21 protein-coding genes and 1 riboswitch are annotated in these 23,370 nt (G+C 57.5%); of the genes, 14 read left to right on the top strand and 7 right to left on the bottom strand.

All coding sequences use genetic code 11. From position 1 onward, the window contains the following. Nucleotides 1–13 precede the first annotated feature (13 nt). Together DXX3274_RS04950 and DXX3274_RS04945 are read left to right on the top strand one after the other, a co-directional pair. Nucleotides 14–364, top strand: a complete 351-nt coding sequence (locus DXX3274_RS04950; RefSeq protein ID WP_042858892.1) for a TonB family protein — start codon at nt 14–16, stop codon at nt 362–364. Nucleotides 365–477: 113 nt separating this feature from the next. After that, nucleotides 478–2,040 (top strand): FAD-dependent oxidoreductase, encoded by a 1,563-nt coding sequence (locus tag DXX3274_RS04945; RefSeq protein WP_042858890.1) that lies wholly within the window; start codon nt 478–480, stop codon nt 2,038–2,040. 31 nt (nt 2,041–2,071) lie between these two features. On the opposite strand, the gene alkB is transcribed toward DXX3274_RS04945, so the two are convergent. Further along, on the bottom strand, nt 2,072–2,725 hold the full coding sequence (alkB, locus tag DXX3274_RS04940) for a DNA oxidative demethylase AlkB (RefSeq protein ID WP_042858889.1): 654 nt from the start codon (nt 2,723–2,725) through the stop codon (nt 2,072–2,074). Nucleotides 2,726–2,945: 220 nt separating this feature from the next. Between alkB and DXX3274_RS04935 the strand changes: the two genes are divergently transcribed. Continuing rightward, nucleotides 2,946–3,620: a DNA-3-methyladenine glycosylase gene (locus DXX3274_RS04935; RefSeq protein ID WP_042858888.1), complete on the top strand. Its 675-nt coding sequence runs from the start codon at nt 2,946–2,948 to the stop codon at nt 3,618–3,620. A 56-nt stretch (nt 3,621–3,676) separates the two neighbouring features. Here DXX3274_RS04935 and DXX3274_RS04930 read toward each other — a convergent pair whose 3' ends face one another. Further along, nucleotides 3,677–4,141: a multidrug/biocide efflux PACE transporter gene (locus tag DXX3274_RS04930; protein ID WP_042858887.1), complete on the bottom strand. Its 465-nt coding sequence runs from the start codon at nt 4,139–4,141 to the stop codon at nt 3,677–3,679. A 106-nt stretch (nt 4,142–4,247) separates the two neighbouring features. On the opposite strand from DXX3274_RS04930, the gene DXX3274_RS04925 reads away from it, so the two are divergent. Continuing rightward, complete coding sequence (locus DXX3274_RS04925) at nt 4,248–5,114, top strand: LysR family transcriptional regulator (RefSeq protein WP_042858886.1); 867 nt, start codon at nt 4,248–4,250, stop codon at nt 5,112–5,114. A gap of 434 nt (nt 5,115–5,548) precedes the next feature. Further along, a complete protein-coding gene (gene fumA / locus DXX3274_RS04920; protein WP_042858885.1) occupies nt 5,549–7,192 on the top strand; it encodes a class I fumarate hydratase FumA in 1,644 nt (547 codons plus the stop codon). A gap of 45 nt (nt 7,193–7,237) precedes the next feature. On the opposite strand, the gene norR is transcribed toward fumA, so the two are convergent. Continuing rightward, entirely contained in the window at nt 7,238–8,764 is a 1,527-nt protein-coding gene (gene norR, locus DXX3274_RS04915) for a nitric oxide reductase transcriptional regulator NorR (protein WP_042858884.1), read from the bottom strand. A 161-nt stretch (nt 8,765–8,925) separates the two neighbouring features. Between norR and norV the strand changes: the two genes are divergently transcribed. The 3 genes from norV (at nt 8,926) to tehB (ending at nt 12,743) form a co-directional block, all read left to right on the top strand. Then, nucleotides 8,926–10,407, top strand: coding sequence for an anaerobic nitric oxide reductase flavorubredoxin (gene norV, locus DXX3274_RS04910; protein ID WP_042858883.1), 1,482 nt, complete (start codon nt 8,926–8,928; stop codon nt 10,405–10,407). Between the two features lie 41 nt (nt 10,408–10,448). After that, the gene (gene norW, locus DXX3274_RS04905) at nt 10,449–11,633 is read left to right on the top strand and encodes an NADH:flavorubredoxin reductase NorW (RefSeq protein WP_042858882.1); all 1,185 of its coding nucleotides are present in this window, start codon (nt 10,449–10,451) and stop codon (nt 11,631–11,633) included. Between the two features lie 246 nt (nt 11,634–11,879). Then, nucleotides 11,880–12,743, top strand: coding sequence for an SAM-dependent methyltransferase TehB (tehB, locus tag DXX3274_RS04900; protein ID WP_042858880.1), 864 nt, complete (start codon nt 11,880–11,882; stop codon nt 12,741–12,743). Between the two features lie 75 nt (nt 12,744–12,818). Here the strand turns inward: tehB and ribB are convergent, their stop codons facing one another. Next, nucleotides 12,819–13,472, bottom strand: a complete 654-nt coding sequence (gene ribB / locus DXX3274_RS04895; protein WP_042858878.1) for a 3,4-dihydroxy-2-butanone-4-phosphate synthase — start codon at nt 13,470–13,472, stop codon at nt 12,819–12,821. Nucleotides 13,473–13,598: 126 nt separating this feature from the next. Continuing rightward, a riboswitch (FMN riboswitch) is annotated at nt 13,599–13,760 on the bottom strand. 159 nt (nt 13,761–13,919) lie between these two features. Between ribB and DXX3274_RS04890 the strand changes: the two genes are divergently transcribed. Then, nucleotides 13,920–14,204 (top strand): accessory factor UbiK family protein, encoded by a 285-nt coding sequence (locus DXX3274_RS04890; protein ID WP_033570374.1) that lies wholly within the window; start codon nt 13,920–13,922, stop codon nt 14,202–14,204. Nucleotides 14,205–14,250: 46 nt separating this feature from the next. On the opposite strand, the gene yjeH is transcribed toward DXX3274_RS04890, so the two are convergent. Together yjeH and zipA are read right to left on the bottom strand one after the other, a co-directional pair. Beyond that, nucleotides 14,251–15,504 (bottom strand): L-methionine/branched-chain amino acid transporter, encoded by a 1,254-nt coding sequence (gene yjeH / locus DXX3274_RS04885; RefSeq protein ID WP_042858877.1) that lies wholly within the window; start codon nt 15,502–15,504, stop codon nt 14,251–14,253. A gap of 261 nt (nt 15,505–15,765) precedes the next feature. Then, the gene (gene zipA, locus DXX3274_RS04880) at nt 15,766–16,710 is read right to left on the bottom strand and encodes a cell division protein ZipA (RefSeq protein ID WP_042858876.1); all 945 of its coding nucleotides are present in this window, start codon (nt 16,708–16,710) and stop codon (nt 15,766–15,768) included. Between the two features lie 222 nt (nt 16,711–16,932). Between zipA and cysZ the strand changes: the two genes are divergently transcribed. The 5 genes from cysZ to crr all read left to right on the top strand — a co-directional run bounded on the left by cysZ (nt 16,933) and on the right by crr (nt 21,820). Continuing rightward, nucleotides 16,933–17,703, top strand: a complete 771-nt coding sequence (gene cysZ / locus DXX3274_RS04875; protein ID WP_042858874.1) for a sulfate transporter CysZ — start codon at nt 16,933–16,935, stop codon at nt 17,701–17,703. Nucleotides 17,704–17,861: 158 nt separating this feature from the next. Next, nucleotides 17,862–18,830, top strand: coding sequence for a cysteine synthase A (gene cysK / locus DXX3274_RS04870; protein WP_042858872.1), 969 nt, complete (start codon nt 17,862–17,864; stop codon nt 18,828–18,830). Nucleotides 18,831–19,236: 406 nt separating this feature from the next. Next, complete coding sequence (gene ptsH, locus DXX3274_RS04860) at nt 19,237–19,494, top strand: phosphocarrier protein Hpr (RefSeq protein WP_013316619.1); 258 nt, start codon at nt 19,237–19,239, stop codon at nt 19,492–19,494. Nucleotides 19,495–19,541: 47 nt separating this feature from the next. Next, complete coding sequence (gene ptsI, locus DXX3274_RS04855; protein WP_038661836.1) at nt 19,542–21,269, top strand: phosphoenolpyruvate-protein phosphotransferase PtsI; 1,728 nt, start codon at nt 19,542–19,544, stop codon at nt 21,267–21,269. Between the two features lie 41 nt (nt 21,270–21,310). Beyond that, on the top strand, nt 21,311–21,820 hold the full coding sequence (gene crr / locus DXX3274_RS04850) for a PTS glucose transporter subunit IIA (RefSeq protein WP_022632320.1): 510 nt from the start codon (nt 21,311–21,313) through the stop codon (nt 21,818–21,820). A gap of 131 nt (nt 21,821–21,951) precedes the next feature. Here the strand turns inward: crr and DXX3274_RS04845 are convergent, their stop codons facing one another. Beyond that, nucleotides 21,952–23,370, bottom strand: a complete 1,419-nt coding sequence (locus DXX3274_RS04845) for an ATP-binding protein (protein ID WP_042858869.1) — start codon at nt 23,368–23,370, stop codon at nt 21,952–21,954.

Here is a 23,370-nt window from a genome sequence, read left to right as displayed (position 1 = left end):
AGTGAAATCACGTATGAAGAGAAGTTCAATCACATTACTCATCAGCCTGCTTTGCGCCGCCAGTACCACCGCCGTGGCGGAAAGCGGTCAATTTAAGGCCGGCTCCTACTCCGCCACCAAACAGGGCATCGGCGGCGACGTGACCGTCACCCTGGAAGTGGACGCGAGCGGTACGGTCAACAAAGCCAGCATCGACGCCCCGTCGGAAACGCCGGAAGTGGGCGGCGAGGCGGCCAAAGAGCTGGCGAAAACCATGACCGAGAAAAAGACCATCAATGTCGACGGCGTTTCCGGCGCCACCATGACCAGCGGCGCCGTGCATGACGCCGCGCAGGAGGCGTACGAAAAAGCCCGCCAGCACTGATTCATGACGGCCGGGCGCTGCCCGGTTTGCCGTGTGTTATTCCGTGAGAACAGTATTTGCGAGAACAATGTTTGTGAGAACAATGTTTGTGAGAACAATAAAAGGAAAACAAGATGGCTCAATACCGAAGAACAATCCTTGCCGCCCTGTGTCTGTCAATGCTGGGGATAACCTCCGCCAATGCGGAGCAGGCGGCGCCGCAACCCGCCGCTAACGCGGAACCGGCCAAACCGGCGGCGATCCCCAAAAGCGCTGACGTGGTGATCATCGGCGCGGGAGCGGCCGGCACCGCCGCTACCATGGCGGCGGCCGAGAAAGGCGCCAGCGTGGTGTTGCTGGAAAAACAGGGCGTGGTCGGCGGCACCGGCAACTTCGCCGAGGGTATTTTCGCCGCCAACAGCGCCATGCAGAAACGTCAGGGCATCGTGGTGACGCCGGACATGGCGTTCAAAACCATCATGGAATACAGCCACTGGATGGCGAACCCGTTTGTGGTGCGCGCCTTCGTCAACCGCTCCGCCGACACCATCGAGTGGGTCAAATCCAAAGGCATCAAGTTTGAATACATCGGCCCCGGCGGGCCGGGTGGGATGTTGACCTGGCACGTGATCGACGGCCCCGGCCACGGTCGCCACCTGATCAAAACCTTCCACGAACAGTTCAAAACCATGCCGGTCACCACGCTGGTGAAAACCGCCGGTAAAGATCTGGTGATGAAGGACGGCAAAGTCGCCGGGGTGATCGCCGAAGGCAGCGACGGCAAACCGTTCCAGATCGACGCCAAAGCGGTAATCATCGCCACCGGCGGCTACGCCAACAACAAAGAGATGTTGCAGAAATACGTGGCGGTGCCGGACACCATCATGGTGGGCAACATCGGCAAAGACGGCGACGGCATCAAAATGGCCTGGAAAGCCGGGGCCAAAGAAGAAGGGATGGGCGTAGTACAGTCCTATCGTCCAGGCCTGCCGGACTATGCCCCCAACTCCCAGTTGCTGGCCGCCGCCCGTCAGCCTTATCTGTGGGTGGATCAACACGGCCGCCGTTTCACCGACGAATCCATCGTCATTATCTGGCCGCACGCCGGCAACGCGCTGGCCAAAGCCGGCGGGGTGATGTATTCGGTGTTTGATGAAGACGCCCGCAAACACTTCGTCAACGACGGCATCGACGTACCGATCGGCGAATGGGTGATCGCCAACACCAAGCTGGTGAAATTCGACGATGAGTTCACTAAAGAGAGCCAGAAAAACCGGGGCTTTGTGTTCAAAGCCGCAACGCTGGACGAGCTGGCGAAACAGATGGGCGTCGACGCCAGCGTGTTGAAACACACCGTTGACGAAAACAACCGCTTCGCCGCACAGAAACGGGACGACGTGTTCAACAAGAACATGGATTACCTGCGCCCGATGAAAACCGGTCCGTTCTACGCGGTGAAAATGCTGCCGGCCGCGCTCGGCACGCTGGGCGGCGTGAAAATCAACGAGAAGATGGAAGCGATATCACCGGCAGGCAATGCGGTGCCGGGGCTGTACGTCACCGGTAACGATGCCGCCGGTATGTACGGCGACACCTACGACCTGCTGCTGGGCGGCGGCACCTTTGGCTTTGCGCTCAACTCAGGTCGCATGGCGGCAGAAAACGCCCTCGATTACCTCCACTTCACCAAAAAGTAATGCTTTTCGTCCCCCACGGCGTGGGGGACTTTCACACTTTCCGAAAGGTTAGATTGAAGCGAACCTCATCCGACATTTCCACCGGCAACGGCCCGTTCCTGAGCGGCAAAATGGCATGGTAATACAGCCGCGAAGGACCGCCCCACACCACCACATCGCCATGCATCAGCGCCAGCCGCTGACACGGATCGCTGCGTTTTTCCCCGCCAAACAGAAACACCGCGCTTAACCCCAGCGAGACGGAGACAATCGGCTGGCGTAGGTCCTGCTCGTCCCTGTCCTGATGCAACGACAGTTTGGCCCCCACCGCGTACCGGTTGATCAGGCAGGCATCCGGCGCAAAATCGTGATACCCGGCGGCGCTGGCCGCCGCCTGCGACAGGTGCCAAAAGCAGGCTGGCATCGCGGGCCACGGCCGACCGGTCAGCGGATCCTGAGCGCTGTAGCGATACCCCCGCTCGTCGCTTACCCAGCCCAGCGGCCCGCAGTTACTCATCGCCACCGACATGGTATGCCCGCCCGGCGTCACCATGTGACGAAACGGCGACTGCTGCGTCACCTGTTCCAGCGCGGCCAGCAGTGCTCCGGCCTGTCGCCAGGCGAAACCGCGCAGCAGCATCGCGCCGGGCGCCAGCGTTTCATTTCGGCGCTCCGGCGGCTCATCGGCAAACAGTTCGAAATTCATGCAGACACCTGTTCAAATAACCAGTACCATTCAGTATATACCCTAAATAATTCGAGTTGCAGGAAGGCGGCAACCGAGTGAATCCCCAGGAGCTTACATAAGTAAGTGACTGGGGTGAGTGAGAGCAGCCAACGCACCTGCAACTTGAAGTATGACGGGTATATCTTGTTAGCGAAGACTTGCCTTCCCGAATCAATCACAAAAATAAGGATGCCACCGGATGACGCCATCGCCGCTCCCGTTCGACGAACCCCGGGCCCTCGCCCATCTTGCCGCCATCGATGCGCACTGGGCGCGGCTAATCGACGGCGTCGGACATATTCGTTTTGAAAGCCGCCCGGCGCGGGAACCTTACGACGCGCTAATCAGGGCGGTCGCCAGCCAGCAACTCAGCAACCGCGCCGCCGCGGCCATCATCGGTAAATTGCAGTTGCGCTTCGAGGTCGGTGAAGGCGGCTTTCCCTCCGCCGAGCAACTGACGGCATGCGAACCGGAGGTCCTGCGCCAGTGCGGCTTTTCCGCCCGCAAAATCGACACGGTCAAAGGGATTGCCCAGGGGGTGTTGAGCGGGCTGGTGCCAGGCCGGGCGGAGGCGAGACATCTGGATGACGAAACGTTGATCGAACGGCTTTGCACGCTGAAAGGCATCGGCCGCTGGACGGTGGAAATGCTGCTGATCTCCACGCTGGAGCGGATGGACATCATGCCGGTGGACGATCTCGGCATCAAACAGGGCTTTCGTTACCTGTACCGCCTACCGCAGGACCCGACGCGCAAAGCGATGCTGGAGATGAGCGAACCCTGCCGCCCTTACCGCACGCTGGCCGCCTGGTACCTGTGGCGTATTCCCCATATGCCGGATTACGCTGAATACCGGGCGTCGCTGCGTCAGTAACGCAAACGGCCAGCCGACAAGGAGAGGCGACAGCGCCGCTCTCCTTTGCCGCGCGACTAGCGCCCTTGTACGGCGGTCGCCAACAGCCGCTCGCGCAGCAGGTCGTACAGCCAGTTGTAGGCCACGGTATACGGCAGGAAGAACAGGAAAAAACCAATCTCTACCATCAGCGCCTGCCACAGGGTGATATCCAGCATCCATGCCGCCAGCGGCAAGCCAATAAGGATAAAGCCGCCTTCGAAACCCAGCGCGTGCCCCATGCGCACCCACAGGCCGCGTCTGACCCGGCTGACCGGCCACAGGCGATCAAACAGGCTGTTGTACGCCACGTTCCAGACCATCGCCACGCTGGACAGCATTATCGACAGCGCGCCAACCTGCAGGATCGAACGCCCGAGCACCCAGGCGCCGAGCGGGGCGCAAATCAGTAACGCCATCACCTCGAAGCCGACGGCATGCGCCATCCGCTCACCGAGTGTTTTTTGTTCATGGCGCGCTTTGCGCTGGACTTGCTGTTGCATGTTTTGTTCCTTCTGCCTGCATGACTGCGATTGCGGGTTGCTATTCTCATCGAAATAATCAATAGTGTTAAATTAGTTTCCATCTAAAAAAGCGATAGAGTCGGCGATGCGTTATTCTCCCGAATCCCTGCTGGCGTTTATCGCCACCGTGAATACCGGTTCTTTTTCCGCGGCAGCCCGTCATCTGCAAAAAAGCCAGTCCACCGTCAGTACCGCGGTGGCGAATCTGGAGGCGGATCTGGGCCTGACGCTATTCGACAGGCGCGGTCATCAGCCGGTGCTGACCGATGAAGGGCGCAAGGTACTCAGCCACGTCAAAGCGATTTTGTCCGCCAGCGAAGCGCTGGACGAACTGGCGATCCGGCTGGCGGACAAAGTGGAGCCGCGACTGACCTTTGTACTGTCGGACACCTGGCAGTGCCGCCACTACTACCCGGTATTGCAGCGTTTCGCCGAACGTTTTCCTGATGTGGAGTTCGAGTGTCTGATTGCGGAAGACGAGGACGTCGTGGACCTGCTGCAGTCGCAGCGCGCCCATGTCGGCGTGTTGCAGGCGCAGGCGCATTACCCCATCGACATTGCGGTATCCCGGCTGCAGGTGAAAACCGAAATGGCGATCTACGCGGCCCACAGCCATCCGTTGGCGCAGCACGCACCGGTGACGCAGGAACAGCTCGCCACGGCGCGTCAGTTGTGCCTTCACACCTATAGCCAGCGGGAGCGGCCGCAGTCCGAAGGTGCTACCTGGTCGACGCCGTCGTACCTGATGCTGCTGGAAATGGCGGAACAGGGTTTTGGCTGGAGTATCCTGCCGCGCTGGCTGGTGAACGAATACGCGCGCAACCGGCTGGTGGAACTGGCGCTGCCCGGCTGGCCGCGGAAAATCGAGGTGGACATCGCCTGGTCGCGCCCTTTTCCACCCGGCCCGGCCGGCCTGTGGCTAATCGATACTTTGCTGGAACAGCGTGACTGAATATCCGCTCGTCAGGCCGGATGCCCTATTCAATTCGGCCATCAATAAACCTTATTTATTTAATGGATATTAAGTTGTCGCACGCCGCACTTAATTAATTTAAATAAATGACTTAATATGGCGCGCCCAGCGGTCATTTTTGCCGGCAACCTCGTTACGTTTCGGTCTGAGATATATTTTCAACGAAAACATGACAGAGATAAAAATAATGTGACTTGTTGGCGTGGTACTCCCTGTCATAAAGCCATAGTATGTGAGGCGGTATCCCTCAAGGGGCGCGGTAGTGGCGCAAGTTAAGGAATATCACCCGACGTTTATTGCTTTTGTCGTCGTGCCCGAGGCGATTGACACAACAATAAGACCGGCACAAAAGCCCTAGACGGAAAATAAGACCCGATGTATCACTCAATTATGCGGCTGCAAGTGAGAAGAAAATGTCGAATAAACCGTTCTATTACCAAGATCCGTTTCCATTAGCGAAGGATAAAACCGAATATCGCTTAATCAGCAGCGATTTTGTTTCCGTTAGCCAGTTCGAAGGCCAGGATATTCTCAAAGTCGACCCGCAGGGGCTGACGCTGTTGGCCCAGCAGGCATTCCACGATGCCTCTTTCCTGCTGCGCCCTTCCCACCAGCAACAGGTCGCCGATATCCTGCTCGACCCGGAAGCCAGCGAAAACGACCGTTATGTCGCCCTGCAGTTCCTGCGTAACTCCGAAATCGCCGCCAAAGGCATCCTGCCTACCTGTCAGGATACCGGCACCGCCATTATCGTCGGCAAGAAAGGCCAGCGCGTATGGACCGGCGGCAACGATGCCGAAGCGCTGTCGCGCGGGGTGTACAACACCTTTATCGAAGATAACCTGCGTTACTCCCAGAACGCGGCGCTGGACATGTACCAAGAGGTCAACACCGGCACCAACCTGCCGGCGCAGATCGATCTCTACAGCACCGAAGGCGATGAGTATAAATTCCTGTTCGTCACCAAAGGCGGCGGTTCCGCCAACAAGACCTATCTGTATCAGGAAACCAAAGCGCTGCTGTCGCCGGGCAAGCTGACAAACTATCTGGTGGAAAAAATGCGTACGCTGGGTACCGCGGCCTGCCCGCCGTACCACATTGCCTTCGTCATCGGCGGCACCTCGGCGGAAACCAACCTGAAAACCGTCAAGCTGGCCTCCACCCGCTACTATGACGAACTGCCGACCGAAGGCAACGAGCACGGTCAGGCGTTCCGCGATGTGGCGCTGGAACAGGAACTGCTGGAAGAAGCCCGTAATCTGGGGCTCGGCGCCCAGTTCGGCGGCAAATACTTCGCCCACGACGTGCGCGTGATTCGCCTGCCGCGTCATGGCGCCTCCTGCCCGATCGGCATGGGCGTGTCCTGCTCGGCGGACCGCAACATCAAAGCCAAGATCAACCGTCAGGGTATCTGGCTGGAGCAGTTGGAAACCAACCCCGGCAAATACATTCCGGAACACCTGCGTCAGGCCGGCGAAGGCGAAGTGGTGCGCATCGACCTGAACCGTCCGATGGCCGACATTCTCAAGACGCTGTCGCAGTACCCGGTGTCCACCCGCCTGTCGCTCAACGGCACCATCATCGTGGCGCGCGACATTGCGCACGCCAAGCTGAAAGAGCTGCTGGACAACGGCGGCGAACTGCCGCAATACGTGAAAGATCACCCGATCTATTACGCCGGACCGGCCAAAACGCCGGAAGGTTATGCCTCCGGTTCGCTCGGCCCCACCACCGCCGGCCGCATGGACTCCTACGTTGATCTGCTGCAATCCCACGGCGGCAGCATGATCATGCTGGCCAAGGGCAACCGCAGCCAGCAGGTGACCGACGCCTGTAATAAACACGGCGGTTTCTACCTCGGCAGCATCGGCGGCCCGGCGGCGATTCTGGCGCAAAACAGCATCAAGAGCCTGGAATGCGTGGAATACCCGGAACTGGGTATGGAAGCTATCTGGAAAATCGAAGTGGAAGACTTCCCGGCCTTCATTCTGGTGGATGACAAGGGCAACGACTTCTTCCAGGTGATCCAGTCGCAGAAATGCACCCGCTGCGGTTGATTATCCGTTAGCTTGTCCTTCAAACCCCGGCGCTGCCGGGGTTTGTTATTTTATTCCCAGCCGTTTTGCCATTCGGTGCAGGTTGCCGCTATCCACCGCCAGCTCGCGGGCACAAGACGACCAGTTGCCCTGATGTCGCGCCAGCGTGTCGCTAATCACCTGCCGCTGATAATGCTCCGTCGCGTCCCGCAGACTGATGCCGCGCCACGGCGGCACGGTATCGACGGCGGCCGGGCGAGGCGCGTCAGGCAAGACGCCGTCCAGATTCAAATGTTCCGGGCGCAATGTCAGATCGCCGGTCGCCCCACCGGCCCGCGCCACAATGGCCGCCCGGTAAATCACATGTTCCAGCTCGCGCACATTCCCCGGCCACGGATAACGCGCCAGCAAATAGGTCGCTTCCGGCGACAACGCCAGACGCTGCAACCCCAGCCTGGCCCGGCTGCGTTCGCAGAAAAAACCGGCCAACAAGGCAATATCCTGACCGCGCGCCCGCAGCGGCGGCACCGACAGCGGAAACACGCTCAGGCGATGGAACAAATCGGCGCGAAAAGCGCCTTCCTGCACCGACTGTTTTAAATCCCGATTGGTGGCCGCCAGCACGCGCACATCCACTTTCAGGCTACTGTCGTCGCCTACGCGCTGCAAATCGCCGTACTGCAACACCCGCAACAGCTTGGCCTGCAACGTCAGCGACAACTCGCCAATTTCATCCAGAAACAGCGTGCCGTTGTCCGCCAGTTCGAACTTGCCGGTACGATGGTGGATCGCGCCGGTAAACGCCCCTTTCACGTGACCAAACAGCTCGCTTTCCGCCACCGACTCCGGCAGTGCGGCACAGTTCAGATACACCAGCGGACGGTCCGCACGCCGCGACCCCTGATGGATGGCCCGCGCCACCAGCTCCTTACCGACCCCGGTTTCGCCCATGATCAGCACGTTAAGATCGCTGTCGGCCACGATAGCCACTTCTTTTTTCAGCTGCTGCATGGGCGCAGACAATCCCACCATCTCGTCAGCATCCACCTCCGTCATGGCAGCGGCGTCTGGCAGCGGCGCCAGCGTTTGTCGTTCCAGTTGCTCCATCAGCAGCGCATTGCTCAAGGCAACGGACGCCATCGCGCCAATCAGCCGCAGTTCTTCATCGCTGAAATGATCGAACTGGTGGGGATCCATACCATCAATGGTCAGCACGCCGATCAACGTGTGGTGAGCAAACAGCGGCAGACCAACGCAGGCATGGACTTTCAACGCTTCCTGACCGGGAATCAGGCCATCGTAAGGATCCGCAAGCTGGCTGTCCGCCGGGAAACGCACCACGTCGCCTGCCCGGGCTATCGCCTCCAGCCGGGGATGCTCGGACAACCGGAAACGTCGTCCCAGCACGTCCGGTGCCAGTCCATCGGTCGCCAGCGGGCGCAACAGCTGGCTTTCATAACGCAGCAACGCTGCCGCATCGCAGCATAACAACTGGCGCAAACTGTTGAGCAAACGCTGAAAACGGTCCCGGGTTGAAAGCCCTTGTTGCAGTTCAATGGCAATGTGCGCAAAGGAATCTATCGATAGCGGCATGGTGTGTCTTTTTCACAAATGAGTGTCAAAAAGACATTACCCAGTCATTGTCATAATGACAATGTTTATTTTTAAAGTACTTAAAAATCAAATAAATAAAATCTGGCACGGCTTGTGCAAATACCTCGTATCCACCTTAATACGCTAATGGGAGTGTTACGATGTCTATTCATGTTAAGAATAATATTCACTGGGTCGGGCAGCGGGATTGGGAAGTGCGCGACTTCCACGGAACCGAATACAAAACGCTGAAAGGCAGCAGCTATAACAGCTACCTGATCCGGGAAGAAAAAACGGTGCTGATCGACACCGTTGACCACAAGTTCAGCCGTGATTTTGTACAGAACCTGATGGCGGAGATCGATCTGGCGCAGATCGACTACATCGTCATCAACCATGCCGAAGAAGACCACGCCGGGGCGCTGAGCGAACTGATGGCTCACATCCCCGATACGCCGATCTACTGCACCCATAACGCCATCGACTCCATTACCGGCCATCACCATCATCCGGAATGGCCTTTCCACACCGTCAAAACCGGCGATTCGCTGGATATCGGCAACGGCAAGCAGTTGGTATTCATCGAAACCCCGATGCTGCACTGGCCAGACAGCATGATGACCTACCTGAGCGGCGACGCAGTCCTGTTCAGCAATGACGCTTTCGGCCAGCATTACTGCGATGAGCATCTGTTCAATGATGAGGTCGATCAGGGTGAACTGTTTGAACAATGCCAGCGTTATTTCGCCAATATCCTGACGCCGTTCAGCCGTCTGGTCACCGCCAAGATCAACGAAGTGCTGGGGTTTAACCTGCCGTTGTCGATGATCGCCACCTCCCACGGTGTGGTGTGGCGCGACGACCCAGCGCAGATTATTCATCACTATTTGCGCTGGGCCGACAGCTATCAGGAAGATCGCATCACGCTGTTCTACGACACCATGTCCAACAACACCCGCATGATGGCTGACGCCATCGCGCAAGGCATCCACGATGTCGATCCGGGCGTCGCCGTGAAAATCTACAATGTGGCCCGCCACGATAAAAACGAAATTCTGACGCAGGTCTTCCGTTCCAAAGGCGTGCTGGTCGGTTCCTCCACCATGAATAACGTGATGATGCCAAAAGTGGCCGCCATGCTGGAGGAAATCACCGGTCTGCGTTTCCAGAACAAGAAAGCCTCCGCCTTTGGCAGCTACGGCTGGAACGGCGGCGCGGTTGACCGCATCCAGACCCGGCTGATGGATGCCGGCTTTGAGACTACGCTGTCGTTGAAAACCAAGTGGCGCCCGGACGGGTCTGCGCTGGCAATCTGCCGGCAACACGGCCGTGAAATTGCCCGACAATGGGCCTTGCATCCGTTAACCGCATCGCCCGCCGCCACCGTCGAAGCCCCCCAAACGGCTGAAATGGCTGAAACACTGGCGCTCATGGCGGCGGCACCGGCCTGCGCCGGCAACGGCTCGTCAGCACCGCAAGATAGCAACCGGATGCAGTGCAGCGTATGCCAGTGGATTTACGACCCCGCCATCGGCGAGCCCATGCAGGAGGTCACGCCGGGCACTCCCTGGTCTGATGTGCCCGACAGCTTCCTGTGCCCCGAATGCGGCTTGGGCAAAGACGTGTTTAACCCTATCAACTAAGAACCCTATCAATTAAGAATCCTATCCACTAAGGAACGGCTATGTCTGACGAAATCATTGTTATCGGAGCGGGTTTCGCCGCCCGGCAGTTGATTAAAAGCCTGCGTAAGCAGGATAGCCAACGCCCGATTCGCCTGATCACCGCCGACAGCGGTGACGAATACAACAAACCGGAGCTGAGCCATGTGCTCAGTCAGCATCGCCGCGCCGACGATCTGACGCGCATGAGCGCGGCGCAATTTGCCGAAGAACAACGGATTACGCTGTTGGCGCACACCGCCGTCACCGGCATTGATGCCGGGCGGCGGCAGGTCATATGCGATACCCGGCGCTACGATTACCACACGCTGGCGCTGGCGACGGGGGCCAGCGCCGTGATACCGCCGATTCCCGGCCACGAGTGGATGCTGACGCTCAACAGTCAGCAGGAGTATCGCCGGGCGGAAACGCGCCTGACGCAGGCAACCCGCATTCTGATACTGGGGGCGGGTTTGATCGGCAGCGAACTGGCGATGGATATGGCACAGGCCGGTAAGCAGATAACCCTGGTGGATCGGGCATCGCACCTGCTTTCTGCGCTGCTGCCCGTCGAAATCAGCGCCCGGTTGCAAGCCGCCTTGCTGCAACAAGGCGTGGAGCTGATGCTCAATACCGGACTTCAACAGCTGGAAAAAACCGATGCCGGCCTGAAAGTCACGTTGATGTCCGGGCGCACGCTGGAAGTCGACGAAGTGATCTCCGCCATCGGATTGCGCGCCAATACCTCGCTGGCCACTGCCGCCGGACTGGTGGTTAATCGCGGCATTGTTACCGACAGCCGGCTGCGTAGCTCTGATCCGCATATTTACGCGCTGGGAGACTGCGCTGAAATCAACGGCAAGCTGCTGCCCTTTTTGCAACCGATTCAGTTGAGCGCCAGCATCGCAGCCAGCAGTATTACCACAGCCGACAGTATTGCGGCCAGCACCAATAATCGGGCGGCCGAGCATGTACCGGAAGGAAACGGTTCCCTCACCCTGCCCGCGATGCTGATTAAAGTGAAAACCCCGCTGTTTCCATTACAGCTGGCCGGCGAAACGCAGAATCCGGAACTGGTCTGGCACATCATCGCCGATCATGGCGGGATGGTGGCAAAAGGTATGGCAGGAGAGCAACTGCGGGGGTTCGTCGTGGGTGGCGATCGCATGAAAGACGCCTTTCCGCTGTTACGGCAATTGTCATCATGAGCCGCATCATGCCGATGGCAACGACCGCCATGCAGGCAGCGGCGTTATTTCATGTATTTATAATACATATTTCTGGTCACACCATCGTGTGATTAATAGAATGTACCCCAAATAATTCGGGTTGCAGAAAGGCGGCGACGACTGGGGTGAACGATAAATCGGCTTACGCCGGTTTGAACATCGCCAACGCATCTGCAACGTGAAGTATGACGGATATAGCGGGATACGCGGACGCACGAGGTCTTTATGCAAGAACTGATTTGCTATAAACACATGCCGGTATGGAACAGCAGCACGCTGCCAGCGGCATTCCAGGAAAAACACAACACCAAAGAAGGCACCTGGGCAAAGCTCCATATTTTAAAAGGCGAGCTGACTTTCGACCTGCTGACAGAACAGGGCGACACCAAAGAACGCTTCCACTTCTCGCCACAACAGCAACCGCCCTACATTGAACCACAGTGCTGGCATCGCATCGTCTCGTTTTCAGACGATCTGGAATGCCAGTTGGGGTTCTACTGCACGGCAGAAGACTATTACCACAAAAAATATGAGCTGACGCGCACCCACTCGGAAGTGATCAACGCCGTGCGTTATGTGCAGCCGGGAAAAGCGCTGGATCTGGGCTGTGGCGGCGGGCGCAACGCGCTCTACCTGAACCTGAAAGGGTTTGACGTCACCGCCTGCGACAAGAACGTCATGAGCATTGATACGCTCAATCACATCATCGCCGATGAGCCGCTCAGCCGGATTGAGGCGTTCGTCCACGACATCAATCTGGCCGATATTCGTCACCAGTACGACTTCATCCTGTCGACAGTGGTGTTCATGTTTCTGGAGCGAGCGCGCATCCCGGCGATTATCAGCAATATGCAGGAGCACACCGTCGCCGGGGGCTATAACCTGATTGTCGCCGCCATGTCCACCGACGATTTCCCCTGCCCGATGCCGTTCTCATTCACCTTCGGGCACAACGAGTTGCACGACTATTACCGTGACTGGGAAATCGTGAAATACAACGAGGATGTGGGAGAACTGCACAAAACCGACGCCAACGGCAACCGCATCAAACTGCGCTTTGCCACGCTGCTGGCACGCAAACCAGCCTGAATCTGACGCCTGAAACAATCAGGGCCGGAAAACCGGCCCTGCAGGAAGAAGAGTCAACGGCGCACCGTCTGATAATCAGCTGGCTTTACGCTCAGCCGCCTGGCGGTAGGCCACCAAATCCTCGATGGTCAGTACCGGCATATCGTGCTGTTTCGCAAATGCGATCACTTCCGGCGCGCGGGCCATAGAGCCATCGTCATTGGTCAGTTCGCACAGCACGCCGAACGGTTTGAACCCAGCCAGACGCATCAAATCCACAGTGGCTTCGGTATGACCGCCGCGCGCCAGCACGCCGCCCGGCTGCGCACGCAACGGGAACACATGACCGGGGCGGTTCAGGTCGCTCGGGCGGGCATCATCGGCAGTCGCCGCGCGAACCGTGGTCAGACGGTCAGCGGCGGATACGCCGGTGGTAACGCCTTCGGCGGCTTCAATCGTAATAGTGAACGCAGTCTGATAATGGCTGGAGTTGTGTTCCACCATCATCGGCAGTTCCAGCTTTTGGCGGCGTTCTTCGGTGAGGCACAGGCACACGATGCCGCTGCCGTGACGAATAGTCAGCGCCATCTGCTCAACGGTCATGGTTTCGGCCGGGAAAATCATGTCACCTTCGTTTTCCCTGTCTTCATCGTCTAACACCATTACGCCACGGCCGTGACGCAACGCATCCAGCGCACGTTCAACACGTTCAGCGGGAGTACCAAATTCGGAAAGTAAAGTCTGATTCATGGTAAAAAAACCTCATTATTAATATGGATTACCAGAATCAGGGCGAACTTGAGGAGTCGCTTTCGCGCTAAAAAACAGCAGCAAAAACGCAAAAATAACGCGTGCAGGCGCAAGCCTGTCAGAAACCGTTACTCTCTCCCATCCGGACTATTACCGTCGGCCCCGGAATTGCACCGGATCTGCTGACCTCAAACGATATCGTCTGAGCGCTCGCGGGCTTCCAGCCGGCCTGATGGCGCAAACTGGTTTACCGCCGGTGGGGAATTACGCCCCGCCCTGAGAATAAGCAGGGTTACTATAGCGCTAACCGCAGGGGCGGGCAATCTCTAACACCGCTTATGGATCGCAAAATTCATCGCATGAAAATCACTTTTTGTTTATACAACGCGAGTCTGGCATTACACTTGGGTTATATTCGCTATTCGTCAAACAGTTCAGGAAAGCGTCATGATTGACCCGAAAAAGTTAGAACAGATTGCCCGTCAGGTGCAGGAATCCATGCCGAAAGGCATCCGGGAATTTGGCGAGGATGTAGAGAAGAAAATCCGTCAGATTCTGCAATCACAGCTGGGCAAGCTGGATTTGGTCAGCCGCGAAGAGTTTGACGTGCAAACCCAGGTATTGCTGCGAACCCGCGAGAAACTGGCGCTGCTGGAACAGCGTCTGAGCGCGCTGGAAGCAAAAGCCGCCGGCAACGAACCGGCGCAACAGCCGCCAGCCGATCCGCAATAATTCCCGCCAGTGCGACGCCAGACAGGGTTTGTCGCCCTGTCTGCTTTTAGTCAGCCGTCACCGCTTCGCGTCTGGCTGGCAGCATCAGCCATAACGCCGCCAGCATCCCCAGCGCATACAACGACTTCCAACCGAGCGTCAACAACAGCGCCGCGCACAGTACGCCGCCGATGATAGCCATTACGCGGGAACGCCCGCGCAACAGACGCCACCCCGCCAGCATGCACAACAGATAAATCAAAATGAAAATACCGTTGGCGTAAACAATCAGTTCGGACAGCGGCAGGTTCAGCCAGTAAATGATCAGACAGCAGATCAGACAGCAAGCCACCACCAGCGACAACGCATTCACCGGTGTACGCGATGCCGATAGCTGGGCCAGACGGCTTTCTTCAGGCGCCTGCGACCACACCAGCCGGGCAAAGCCCTGAGTATAGATATTCACGCTGGCGAAACAGGCGAGATAACCCACGATGCAGGCCAGCCACAATGCATGATCGCCGAACAAACGCACCACAATACCGGGCAAAGATGCGGTAGCCGCCTGATGAGGGCCATAAGCCCCGAAATGCAGCACCGCGACAGTACATCCCCAGTAAACGGCGCCCGCCAGCAGCATGCCGATCAGCAACGCACGCGGAAAATCCCGCTCTGGTGATTTGAACTCCGTCGCCAGATGGGCAAAGGCCTCCAGCCCGACGAAACACCAGAACATCACCGCCAGCGCATCCAGCATCTTCGCTCCGTTAATGTCCGCCAGCGCAGGCCACGGAATCTGGGACGGCGTAATCCGGCCCTGCCACCAGATCGCCGCCACCAGCAAGACCACCAGCAGCGCAATCAGCGTCTGTACCGTGGCGCTGGAGCCGGCGCTGCGCATTCCCAGCAGCCAAATCACGGCCAGCGTCAGCAATTGCACCAACAGCAAGCCGCCGGCATTGAAGCCAAAGGCCGCCTGCCAGAAACCGGCCGCGATTTGCATCGCCGCAGGCAAACCGACCGGGATGACGGACAAAAACAACCAACCGGTGACCCTGGCCAGCCGGGGGCCAAACGCCAGCCGAACAAAATGCGCCGCACCGCCGGCATTCGGAAAGTGCCGGCCAAGCGACGCAAAAGCGATGGCGATCGGAAATACCAGCGCAATCAGCAACGGCCAGGCCCACAGGCTATCGCCCCGCGCCTGCTCCGCCACCAGCGCGGGGACGGCAAACACGCCGGTCCCCAGCAACGAGGTCGACAACAACCCGATGCCCTGAACCAGCCCCAATTCCTGTTTTAACGTATTACTGCCGCTCACTGTTTGCACCTTGTCGCCGGCCGGCGCGCATCTCGCCCTGCGCCGACACACTGAATATGAACGCCGCCAGGACGATCACGGGGAAAGAAAAATCACAATGAAAGTAAAATCACAATAAAAGTAAAAAGCCCCCGCGAACGGAGGCTTCTGAAAAATATAAGAATTAACAACACATTCGCCGTTATTCGCCTTGAGTGCTATTCGTCCCAGTCACTATTCGTTCCAGGTACTATTCGCTCTGGATACTATTCATTCCGAGAACTATTGGCCTTGGGTATCATTAGCCTTGAGTACTGCACGAATACGGGCTTTATAGGCTTCCACTTTCTGCGGCGTCATCAGACGGCGCTCGTCGTCCAGCACCACGCCGCCCACATCATCGGCGATGCGCTGAGCCGACTGCAGCATCAGCTTGAAATTCTGGCTGGCGTCGCCGTAAGACGGCACCATCATGAAAATCGACACGCCCGGCGTAGTGAACTCGGACATCGCTTCCACATTGAAAGAGCCGGGTTTGACCATGTTGGCCAGGCTGAACAGCACCGGGCCGCTGCCCGCCGGATTGACGTGACGGTGGAAAATGTTCATTTCGCCGAACTGGAAACCGGACTGCAATACGCTTTGCAACAACAATTCGCCGCCGATCACGCCGCCCTGATGAGCCGCCACATGCAGCACCAGCACGGCCTCCTGCTGCGGTTCATGTTGTGCGGCAGCAGGCGCTTCAGGCACCGCCGGTTCGGGTTGCCGGTCATACGTTTCCGGCGCGGTCTCGTCGACAATGCGTGCCGCCGGTTCGGATACCGGCTGCGGTTGCTGATACTGGGGGGCGGACTGAGGCTCTGCGCGCGGCGCCGCAGGCTGAACGGGTTGACGCAACGGCGCTTGCGGCTCGACGTCATCCAGCAATGGATCATAGGCCGCCGGTTCCTGCCCGAAGGACGGCGCTGAACGCTCGCCCGAAGGCGCATAGTTGCCGGGCGAAGGATTCTGCTGGCCGCGGGAATGCGTTACCCGCACCTCGCCGACCCCTTCGTCAAGCTCTTCCAGCGGGGCGTCATCACGCTTTGGCTTCAGGCGTTTTACCGGACGATCGCGGAAAAGGGACGAGCGCTCCTTACGGCTTGTCCAAAGACCATGCAGTAACAGTGCTATAATTGCGATCGCGCCAACAACAATCAAGATCAGACGCAGGTCCTGCATCATTGCTATCCCAGTTATTCCAATACGTTGCCACTACGGCAAATACACATACCTCTAACTGTATTTGCCTGTGTACCCAAGTGCAAGTCTGGGCGCTAGTTTATGATAATAAAGATCGACAGCGGGCATTTTTTTGCCGTTTTTTCATGCAAATCGCAACTAGCCAGCTGAAAATCATCCCGATATGATGCCGTAACCTGCATAACATAGGGTGAGAACAGCACCATGTCTTATACGCAACACCTTGATCCCAAACACAGCGGCCTGCATTACTTTCTGAAAGGCTGGCAACTTCTCTCACTGCCCGGCATCCGCCGTTTTGTCATTCTTCCCATGCTGGTTAATATCCTGCTGATGGGCGGCGCCTTCTGGTGGTTGTTCCGCCAGCTCGGCACCTGGATACCGCAGTTGATGACCCATGTGCCGGATTGGCTGCAGTGGCTAAGTTACCTGCTCTGGCCGCTGGTGACCCTCTCCGTGCTGCTGGTGTTCAGCTATTTCTTCAGCACTATCACCAACCTGATTGCCGCGCCGTTCAACGGCCTGCTGGCGGAACAGCTGGAAGCCAGGCTGACCGGTCAGCCGCTGCCGGCCAGCGGCATCCTCGATATCGCCAAAGACGTCCCCCGCATCATGCGGCGCGAAATTCAAAAACTGGCCTATTATTTACCGCGGATGCTGGTGTTGCTGTTGCTGTATTTCGTGCCCGGCATCGGCCAGACGGTGGTGCCGGTGGTGTGGTTCCTGTTTGGCGCCTGGATGCTGGCGATTCAGTATTGCGATTACCCGTTCGACAACCATAAAGTCGGTTTTTCAGCCATGCGCCAGGCGCTGCGGCAGAACAAGCTGACCAATCTGCAGTTTGGTGCGCTGGTCAGCCTGTGCACCATGGTGCCGTTGCTGAATCTGTTGATCATGCCGGTAGCCGTCTGCGGCGCTACGGCCTTGTGGGTGGATCGTTACCGTCATATTTCCGCTACGCTGCGTCGGTCCTGATCAAGGCGACAACAGTAACCTGTTCTATAACTGGATATTGATGAAAATATATTTCTTCAGAACATATCGATATAGCGATTCTTTACTTCACTGGCTGTCCCGAACGAGTATTCTCTCTAAGGTTCGCAAAAATTTCATACAGTTATTAAGGACGGGCTATGAGTAAGATCTACGAAGACAATTCTTTCACTATCGGCCATACGCCGCTGGTTCGTCTGAATCGCATCGGCAATGGGCGTATTCTGGCTAAGGTGGAGTCACGTAACCCGAGCTTCAGCGTGAAATGCCGCATCGGCGCCAACCTGATTTGGGATGCCGAAAAGCGCGGCGTGCTGAAACCCGGCATCGAACTCGTAGAACCGACCAGCGGTAATACCGGTATTGCACTGGCGTATGTGGCGGCGGCGCGCGGTTATAAACTGACGCTGACCATGCCGGAAACCATGAGTATTGAACGTCGCAAGCTGCTCAAGGCGCTGGGCGCCAATCTGGTGCTGACCGAAGGCGCCAAGGGCATGAAAGGCGCGATTGCCAAAGCTGAAGAAATCGTGGCCAGCGACCCGCAACGCTACCTGCTGCTGCAGCAGTTCAGTAACCCGGCCAACCCGGAAATTCACGAAAAAACCACCGGCCCGGAAATCTGGGAAGATACCGACGGCGAAGTAGACGTCTTTATTGCCGGCGTGGGCACCGGCGGCACGCTGACCGGCGTTAGCCGTTACATCAAGAACACCAAGGGTAAAGCCATCATCTCTGTCGCCGTTGAGCCAACCGACTCGCCGGTCATCACCCAGGCGCTGGCCGGCGAAGAAATCAAACCCGGCCCGCACAAGATCCAGGGGATCGGCGCCGGTTTCATTCCCGCCAACCTGGACCTGAAGCTGGTCGATCGCGTTGAGCGCGTCACCAACGAAGACGCTATCCACACCGCGCGTCGTTTGATGGAAGAAGAAGGCATTCTGGCGGGCATTTCTTCGGGCGCCGCGGTAGCGGCTGCCCTGAACCTGCTGAAGGAAGAGGAATTCGCCAACAAAACCATCGTGGTGATCCTGCCTTCTTCCGGCGAACGTTACCTCAGTACGGCGTTGTTTGCCGATCTGTTCACCGAACAGGAACTGCAGCAGTAGGTTTCCCCTGGTCGCAAATGTGATTTAAAAGTTAAAAAAGCACCCTGCGGGGTGCTTTTTTGTGGCCGAGTTCAAACTTTCTGTTACTTACACATTGCTTTTCACGGTCAGGTTTAGTATTTAACCGAACAATTATTTTGATGCGTGAAATTAATATCCGTCGAGGCCCCCACATACGGATATCATCCCAGCGACATGGAGCAGCTCGGCCGGACGCTTCATCATCGCAGGATCAACAACACGGGGCATGTCGACGTTAACCAGGGGTAAGCGCACACCGTTTTCCTCAACCGCATCCCGGCCTGTCCTGAACCACTCAGGGCGCCCAAACAGGCTAAAGTTCAGTACATACACTAAACTTTAGTTCCACAACATGAACCTAATCCAACAAGTTGGGGAAAACAGAATGTTCCAGCAAGAAGTAACGATTACCGCGCCGAATGGCCTGCACACTCGTCCCGCCGCACAGTTCGTGAAAGAAGCCAAAGGATTCACCTCTGAAATCACCGTTACCTCCAACGGCAAAAGCGCCAGCGCCAAGAGCCTGTTCAAACTGCAGACCCTCGGTCTGACCCAGGGTACCGTGGTCACCATTTCCGCCGAAGGTGAAGACGAGCAGCAAGCCGTTGAGCATCTGGTTAAACTGATGGCTGAGCTTGAGTAAACGGCCCGCTCTCTTTAGTGAACATCAGAATCAAGTAAGGTAGGGTTATGATTTCAGGCATATTAGTATCACCGGGAATTGCTTTTGGTAAGGCGCTGCTACTGAAAGATGACGAGATTGTCGTCAACCGGAAAAAAATCTCTGCAGACCAGGTCGATCAGGAAATCGAACTCTTCCTGACGGGTCGCGCCAAAGCCTCAAAGCAGCTGGAAGCGATCAAGCAAAAAGCGGCTGAAACGCTGGGGCCAGAGAAAGAAGCCATCTTCGAAGGGCATATCATGCTGCTGGAAGATGAGGAATTCGAGCAGGAAATCATCTCCCTGATTAAAGACGACCACGCGTCCGCGGACGCGGCGGCGTTTTCCGTCATCGAGACCCAGGCGAAAGCGCTGGAAGAGCTGGATGACGAATACCTGAAAGAGCGCGCCGCAGACATGCGCGACATCGGCAAGCGCCTGCTGAAAAACATTCTGGGCCTGCACATCGTTGACCTGGGCGACATCCAGGACGAAGTGATTCTGATTGCCAAGGATCTGACCCCGTCCGAAACCGCGCAGCTGAACCTGAACAAGGTGCTGGGTTTCATTACCGATATCGGCGGACGTACGTCCCATACCTCGATCATGGCGCGCTCTCTGGAGCTGCCGGCCATCGTGGGCACCACCGACGCCACCCAGAAAATCAAGAACGGCGATTTCATCATTCTGGACGGGGTAAACAACAAGATTTACCAGAATCCCGATCAGGCTACCATTGACCAGCTCAAGGCCGTTCAGGAACAGTACAACACCGAGAAATACGAACTCGCCAAACTGAAGGATCTGCCGGCCATCTCGCTGGACGGTCATCAGGTGGAAGTGTGCGCCAACATCGGTACCGTGCGCGACGTCGCCGGCGCTGAGCGTAACGGCGCGGAAGGCGTGGGTCTGTATCGCACCGAATTCCTGTTCATGGACCGCGATGCCCTGCCGACCGAAGAAGAGCAGTTCCAGGCCTACAAAGCCGTCGCGGAAGCGATGGGCGCCCAGGCGGTGATCGTGCGTACAATGGACATCGGCGGCGACAAAGACCTGCCGTACATGGACCTGCCGAAGGAAGAGAACCCGTTCCTTGGCTGGCGCGCTATTCGTATCTGCCTTGATCGCAAGGAAATTCTGCATTCGCAGCTGCGCGCTATTCTGCGTGCGTCCGCGTTTGGCAAACTGCGCATCATGTTCCCGATGATCATTTCGGTGGAAGAAGTGCGTACGCTGAAAGCCGAACTGGAGATGCTCAAAGGCCAGCTGCGTGCGGAAGGCAAAGTGTTCGACGAAACAATCGAAGTCGGCGTGATGGTGGAAACCCCGGCCGCGGCGGCCATCGCCCACCATCTGGCGAAGGAAGTCGACTTCTTTAGTATTGGGACAAATGACTTAACCCAGTATACTCTGGCGGTAGATCGTGGGAACGAGCTGATTTCTCATCTCTATAACCCGATGTCTCCGGCCGTGTTGACCCTGATCAAGCAGGTGATCGACGCCTCGCATGCCGAAGGCAAGTGGACAGGCATGTGCGGTGAACTCGCGGGCGACGAACGTGCTACACTACTGCTGCTGGGGATGGGTCTGGATGAATTCAGCATGAGTGCCATCTCGATTCCTCGCATCAAGAAAATTATTCGCAATGCCAACTACGAAGATGCGAAAGCGCTGGCGGAGCAGGCATTAGCCCAGCCGACAGCAGAAGAGTTAAGCAGTCTGGTAAGCCGGTTCATTAAAGAAAAGACGCTTTGCTGATACCGCTGTGCTGACCCAATATTAATGCTTAGGAGAAAATCATGGGTTTGTTCGATAAACTGAAATCTCTGGTTTCTGATGACAAGAAAGAAACCGGCAGCATCGAAATCATTGCCCCGTTATCCGGTGAAATCGTCAACATCGAAGACGTGCCTGATGTGGTATTCGCAGAGAAAATCGTCGGCGATGGCATCGCTATCAAACCTAGCGGTAACAAAATGGTCGCGCCGGTGGACGGCACCATTGGTAAAATCTTCGAAACCAACCATGCTTTTTCCATCGAATCAGACAATGGCATCGAGCTCTTCGTTCACTTCGGTATTGATACCGTTGAACTGAAAGGCGAAGGCTTTAAACGTATCGCGGAAGAAGGGCAGCGCGTCAAAAAAGGCGACGTGGTGATCGAGTTTGATCTGCCGTTGCTGGAAGAGAAAGCCAAGTCTACCCTGACCCCGGTCGTGATCTCCAATATGGACGAGATCAAAGAGCTGACCAAACTGAGCGGCACCGTTGTCGTTGGGGAAACCCCGGTTATTCGCATCAAGAAATAAGCGACTTTCCGTCATGAAAAACGGCACCTTCTTCGGGTGCCGTTTTTGTTTCTTCGCGCCGTGTAATCAGCCCTGAAGCAAGCCGCCGGCGACCACGCGAGACGGTCTCCAGCAAAACCACGCCAACACGATTATTGCCAGCGAGGGATGCAAATGCGGATCTGCAACCCGCCCTGCTCCCGGTTCTCCGCTTCGATGCGGCCGCCGTGCGCCACCACCGCCTTGCGGGCGATGGCCAGCCCCAACCCGTACCCTTTGCCCGACTGCGGCGAATCAATGCGCATGAAAGGATCGAAAATGCTGGAGAGTTTGCTTTCTTCCACGCCCGGCCCGCGGTCCGCCACGCCGACGCACCACTCTTTCTCATCTCGTGACAGCGTGACCAGCACCTGCTGACCGCGCGAAGAGAAACGCAGCGCATTGCGAATGATGTTATCCAGCGCATGCCGCATCAGCTCCGCCGAGCCTTTGACGGTGTAATCATCGTAATCGCTAATATTGAGCGCGATGTCCACGCCCGGCACCTGCGCTTCGTAACGAGCATCGTTGACCACCGCATTCACCAGCCCGAGCAGGTCGAAATACTCTTCGTTGTTGACCGCGTGGTTTTCCGCGCGGGACAGCGTCAGCACTTCGCCGATCATCTTGTCCATCCGTTCCGCTTCACGTTCGATACGCTGCAAGGCGTTTTCCACGTTGTCAGGGTTCTGACGCGCCAGCCCGATCGCCAGTTGCAGCCTGGCCAGCGGCGATCGCAACTCGTGAGAGACGTCGTGCAGCAGTTGCTCGCGGGCGCCCACCAATACCGACAGGCGGCCAACCATAGCGTCAAAGTCGCGCGCCACATCACCGATCTCATCATGGCGGCGACGCATCGACGGATAAAGCCGTACCGACAGGTCGCCCTGCGCGACGCGCTCGAAGCTGGCCCGTAACCGGCCCAGCGGGCGCGCCAGATTCCACGCCAGCATACCGCTGAACAGCAACCCGCCCAGCGCGCCAATCCAGATCATCGGCGGCGGCAAATGCAGGAAAAACGGCAGCGGCACCGGACCGTTCTCCGGCATCAAATCCTGCCGCCAGCGAACGGTATTGAAACTCACCCGGTAGCGCTGCCCGTCGGGGCCTTCCACCACCTGTAACGACGCTACGTCCGGCCGTTCCGGCATTCCGCCCGGCCCAGGTATTGGCCCCGGTCCGAACCCCGGCCCCGGGCGTCCGGGCGGTTCGCCCAGCATCCCCATTTCCGGCGGCGGTTCACCGCCAATCCCGGCCACGTCGTCGTTGTCGCCGATAATCGAGACATTGATGTAACCACGTTCGCTCTTCGGCCAGTCGGCCAGCGTACGACCCAGTTCAGCCATGCCGCCCTGACGCAACGCCTGCGTCGCCAGCGCCATCTGCAACGACATGGTGTGTCTTCCCAGACGAACTTCCGGCGGCTCGTTACGCCCGCCGTAAAACGAGAAGCCTACCCACAACAGCTGTGAAATGACGAAAAACGTCAGCCACAAACCGAGCAGGATCTTCCAGAACAGCCTTCCATGCAT

Source organism: Dickeya sp. NCPPB 3274, assembly GCF_000406205.1.
In the GTDB taxonomy this organism is placed as follows: Bacteria; Pseudomonadota; Gammaproteobacteria; order Enterobacterales; family Enterobacteriaceae; genus Dickeya; species Dickeya fangzhongdai.
The sequence above is the reverse complement of the archived record's forward strand: the minus strand, read 5'-3'. Positions and strand labels throughout refer to the sequence as shown.

What these genes read in the sequence shown, in the direction of transcription:
- DXX3274_RS04950 (WP_042858892.1), top strand. Translation starts at nt 14, where the DNA reads ATGAAGAGAAGTTCAATCACATTACTCATCAGCCTGCTTTGCGCCGCC.
- DXX3274_RS04945 (WP_042858890.1), top strand. Translation starts at nt 478, where the DNA reads ATGGCTCAATACCGAAGAACAATCCTTGCCGCCCTGTGTCTGTCAATG.
- alkB (WP_042858889.1), bottom strand. Translation starts at nt 2,725, where the DNA reads ATGAATTTCGAACTGTTTGCCGATGAGCCGCCGGAGCGCCGAAATGAA.
- DXX3274_RS04935 (WP_042858888.1), top strand. Translation starts at nt 2,946, where the DNA reads ATGACGCCATCGCCGCTCCCGTTCGACGAACCCCGGGCCCTCGCCCAT.
- DXX3274_RS04930 (WP_042858887.1), bottom strand. Translation starts at nt 4,141, where the DNA reads ATGCAACAGCAAGTCCAGCGCAAAGCGCGCCATGAACAAAAAACACTC.
- DXX3274_RS04925 (WP_042858886.1), top strand. Translation starts at nt 4,248, where the DNA reads ATGCGTTATTCTCCCGAATCCCTGCTGGCGTTTATCGCCACCGTGAAT.
- fumA (WP_042858885.1), top strand. Translation starts at nt 5,549, where the DNA reads ATGTCGAATAAACCGTTCTATTACCAAGATCCGTTTCCATTAGCGAAG.
- norR (WP_042858884.1), bottom strand. Translation starts at nt 8,764, where the DNA reads ATGCCGCTATCGATAGATTCCTTTGCGCACATTGCCATTGAACTGCAA.
- norV (WP_042858883.1), top strand. Translation starts at nt 8,926, where the DNA reads ATGTCTATTCATGTTAAGAATAATATTCACTGGGTCGGGCAGCGGGAT.
- norW (WP_042858882.1), top strand. Translation starts at nt 10,449, where the DNA reads ATGTCTGACGAAATCATTGTTATCGGAGCGGGTTTCGCCGCCCGGCAG.
- tehB (WP_042858880.1), top strand. Translation starts at nt 11,880, where the DNA reads ATGCAAGAACTGATTTGCTATAAACACATGCCGGTATGGAACAGCAGC.
- ribB (WP_042858878.1), bottom strand. Translation starts at nt 13,472, where the DNA reads ATGAATCAGACTTTACTTTCCGAATTTGGTACTCCCGCTGAACGTGTT.
- DXX3274_RS04890 (WP_033570374.1), top strand. Translation starts at nt 13,920, where the DNA reads ATGATTGACCCGAAAAAGTTAGAACAGATTGCCCGTCAGGTGCAGGAA.
- zipA (WP_042858876.1), bottom strand. Translation starts at nt 16,710, where the DNA reads ATGATGCAGGACCTGCGTCTGATCTTGATTGTTGTTGGCGCGATCGCA.
- cysZ (WP_042858874.1), top strand. Translation starts at nt 16,933, where the DNA reads ATGTCTTATACGCAACACCTTGATCCCAAACACAGCGGCCTGCATTAC.
- cysK (WP_042858872.1), top strand. Translation starts at nt 17,862, where the DNA reads ATGAGTAAGATCTACGAAGACAATTCTTTCACTATCGGCCATACGCCG.
- ptsH (WP_013316619.1), top strand. Translation starts at nt 19,237, where the DNA reads ATGTTCCAGCAAGAAGTAACGATTACCGCGCCGAATGGCCTGCACACT.
- ptsI (WP_038661836.1), top strand. Translation starts at nt 19,542, where the DNA reads ATGATTTCAGGCATATTAGTATCACCGGGAATTGCTTTTGGTAAGGCG.
- crr (WP_022632320.1), top strand. Translation starts at nt 21,311, where the DNA reads ATGGGTTTGTTCGATAAACTGAAATCTCTGGTTTCTGATGACAAGAAA.
- DXX3274_RS04845 (WP_042858869.1), bottom strand. Translation starts at nt 23,370, where the DNA reads ATGCATGGAAGGCTGTTCTGGAAGATCCTGCTCGGTTTGTGGCTGACG.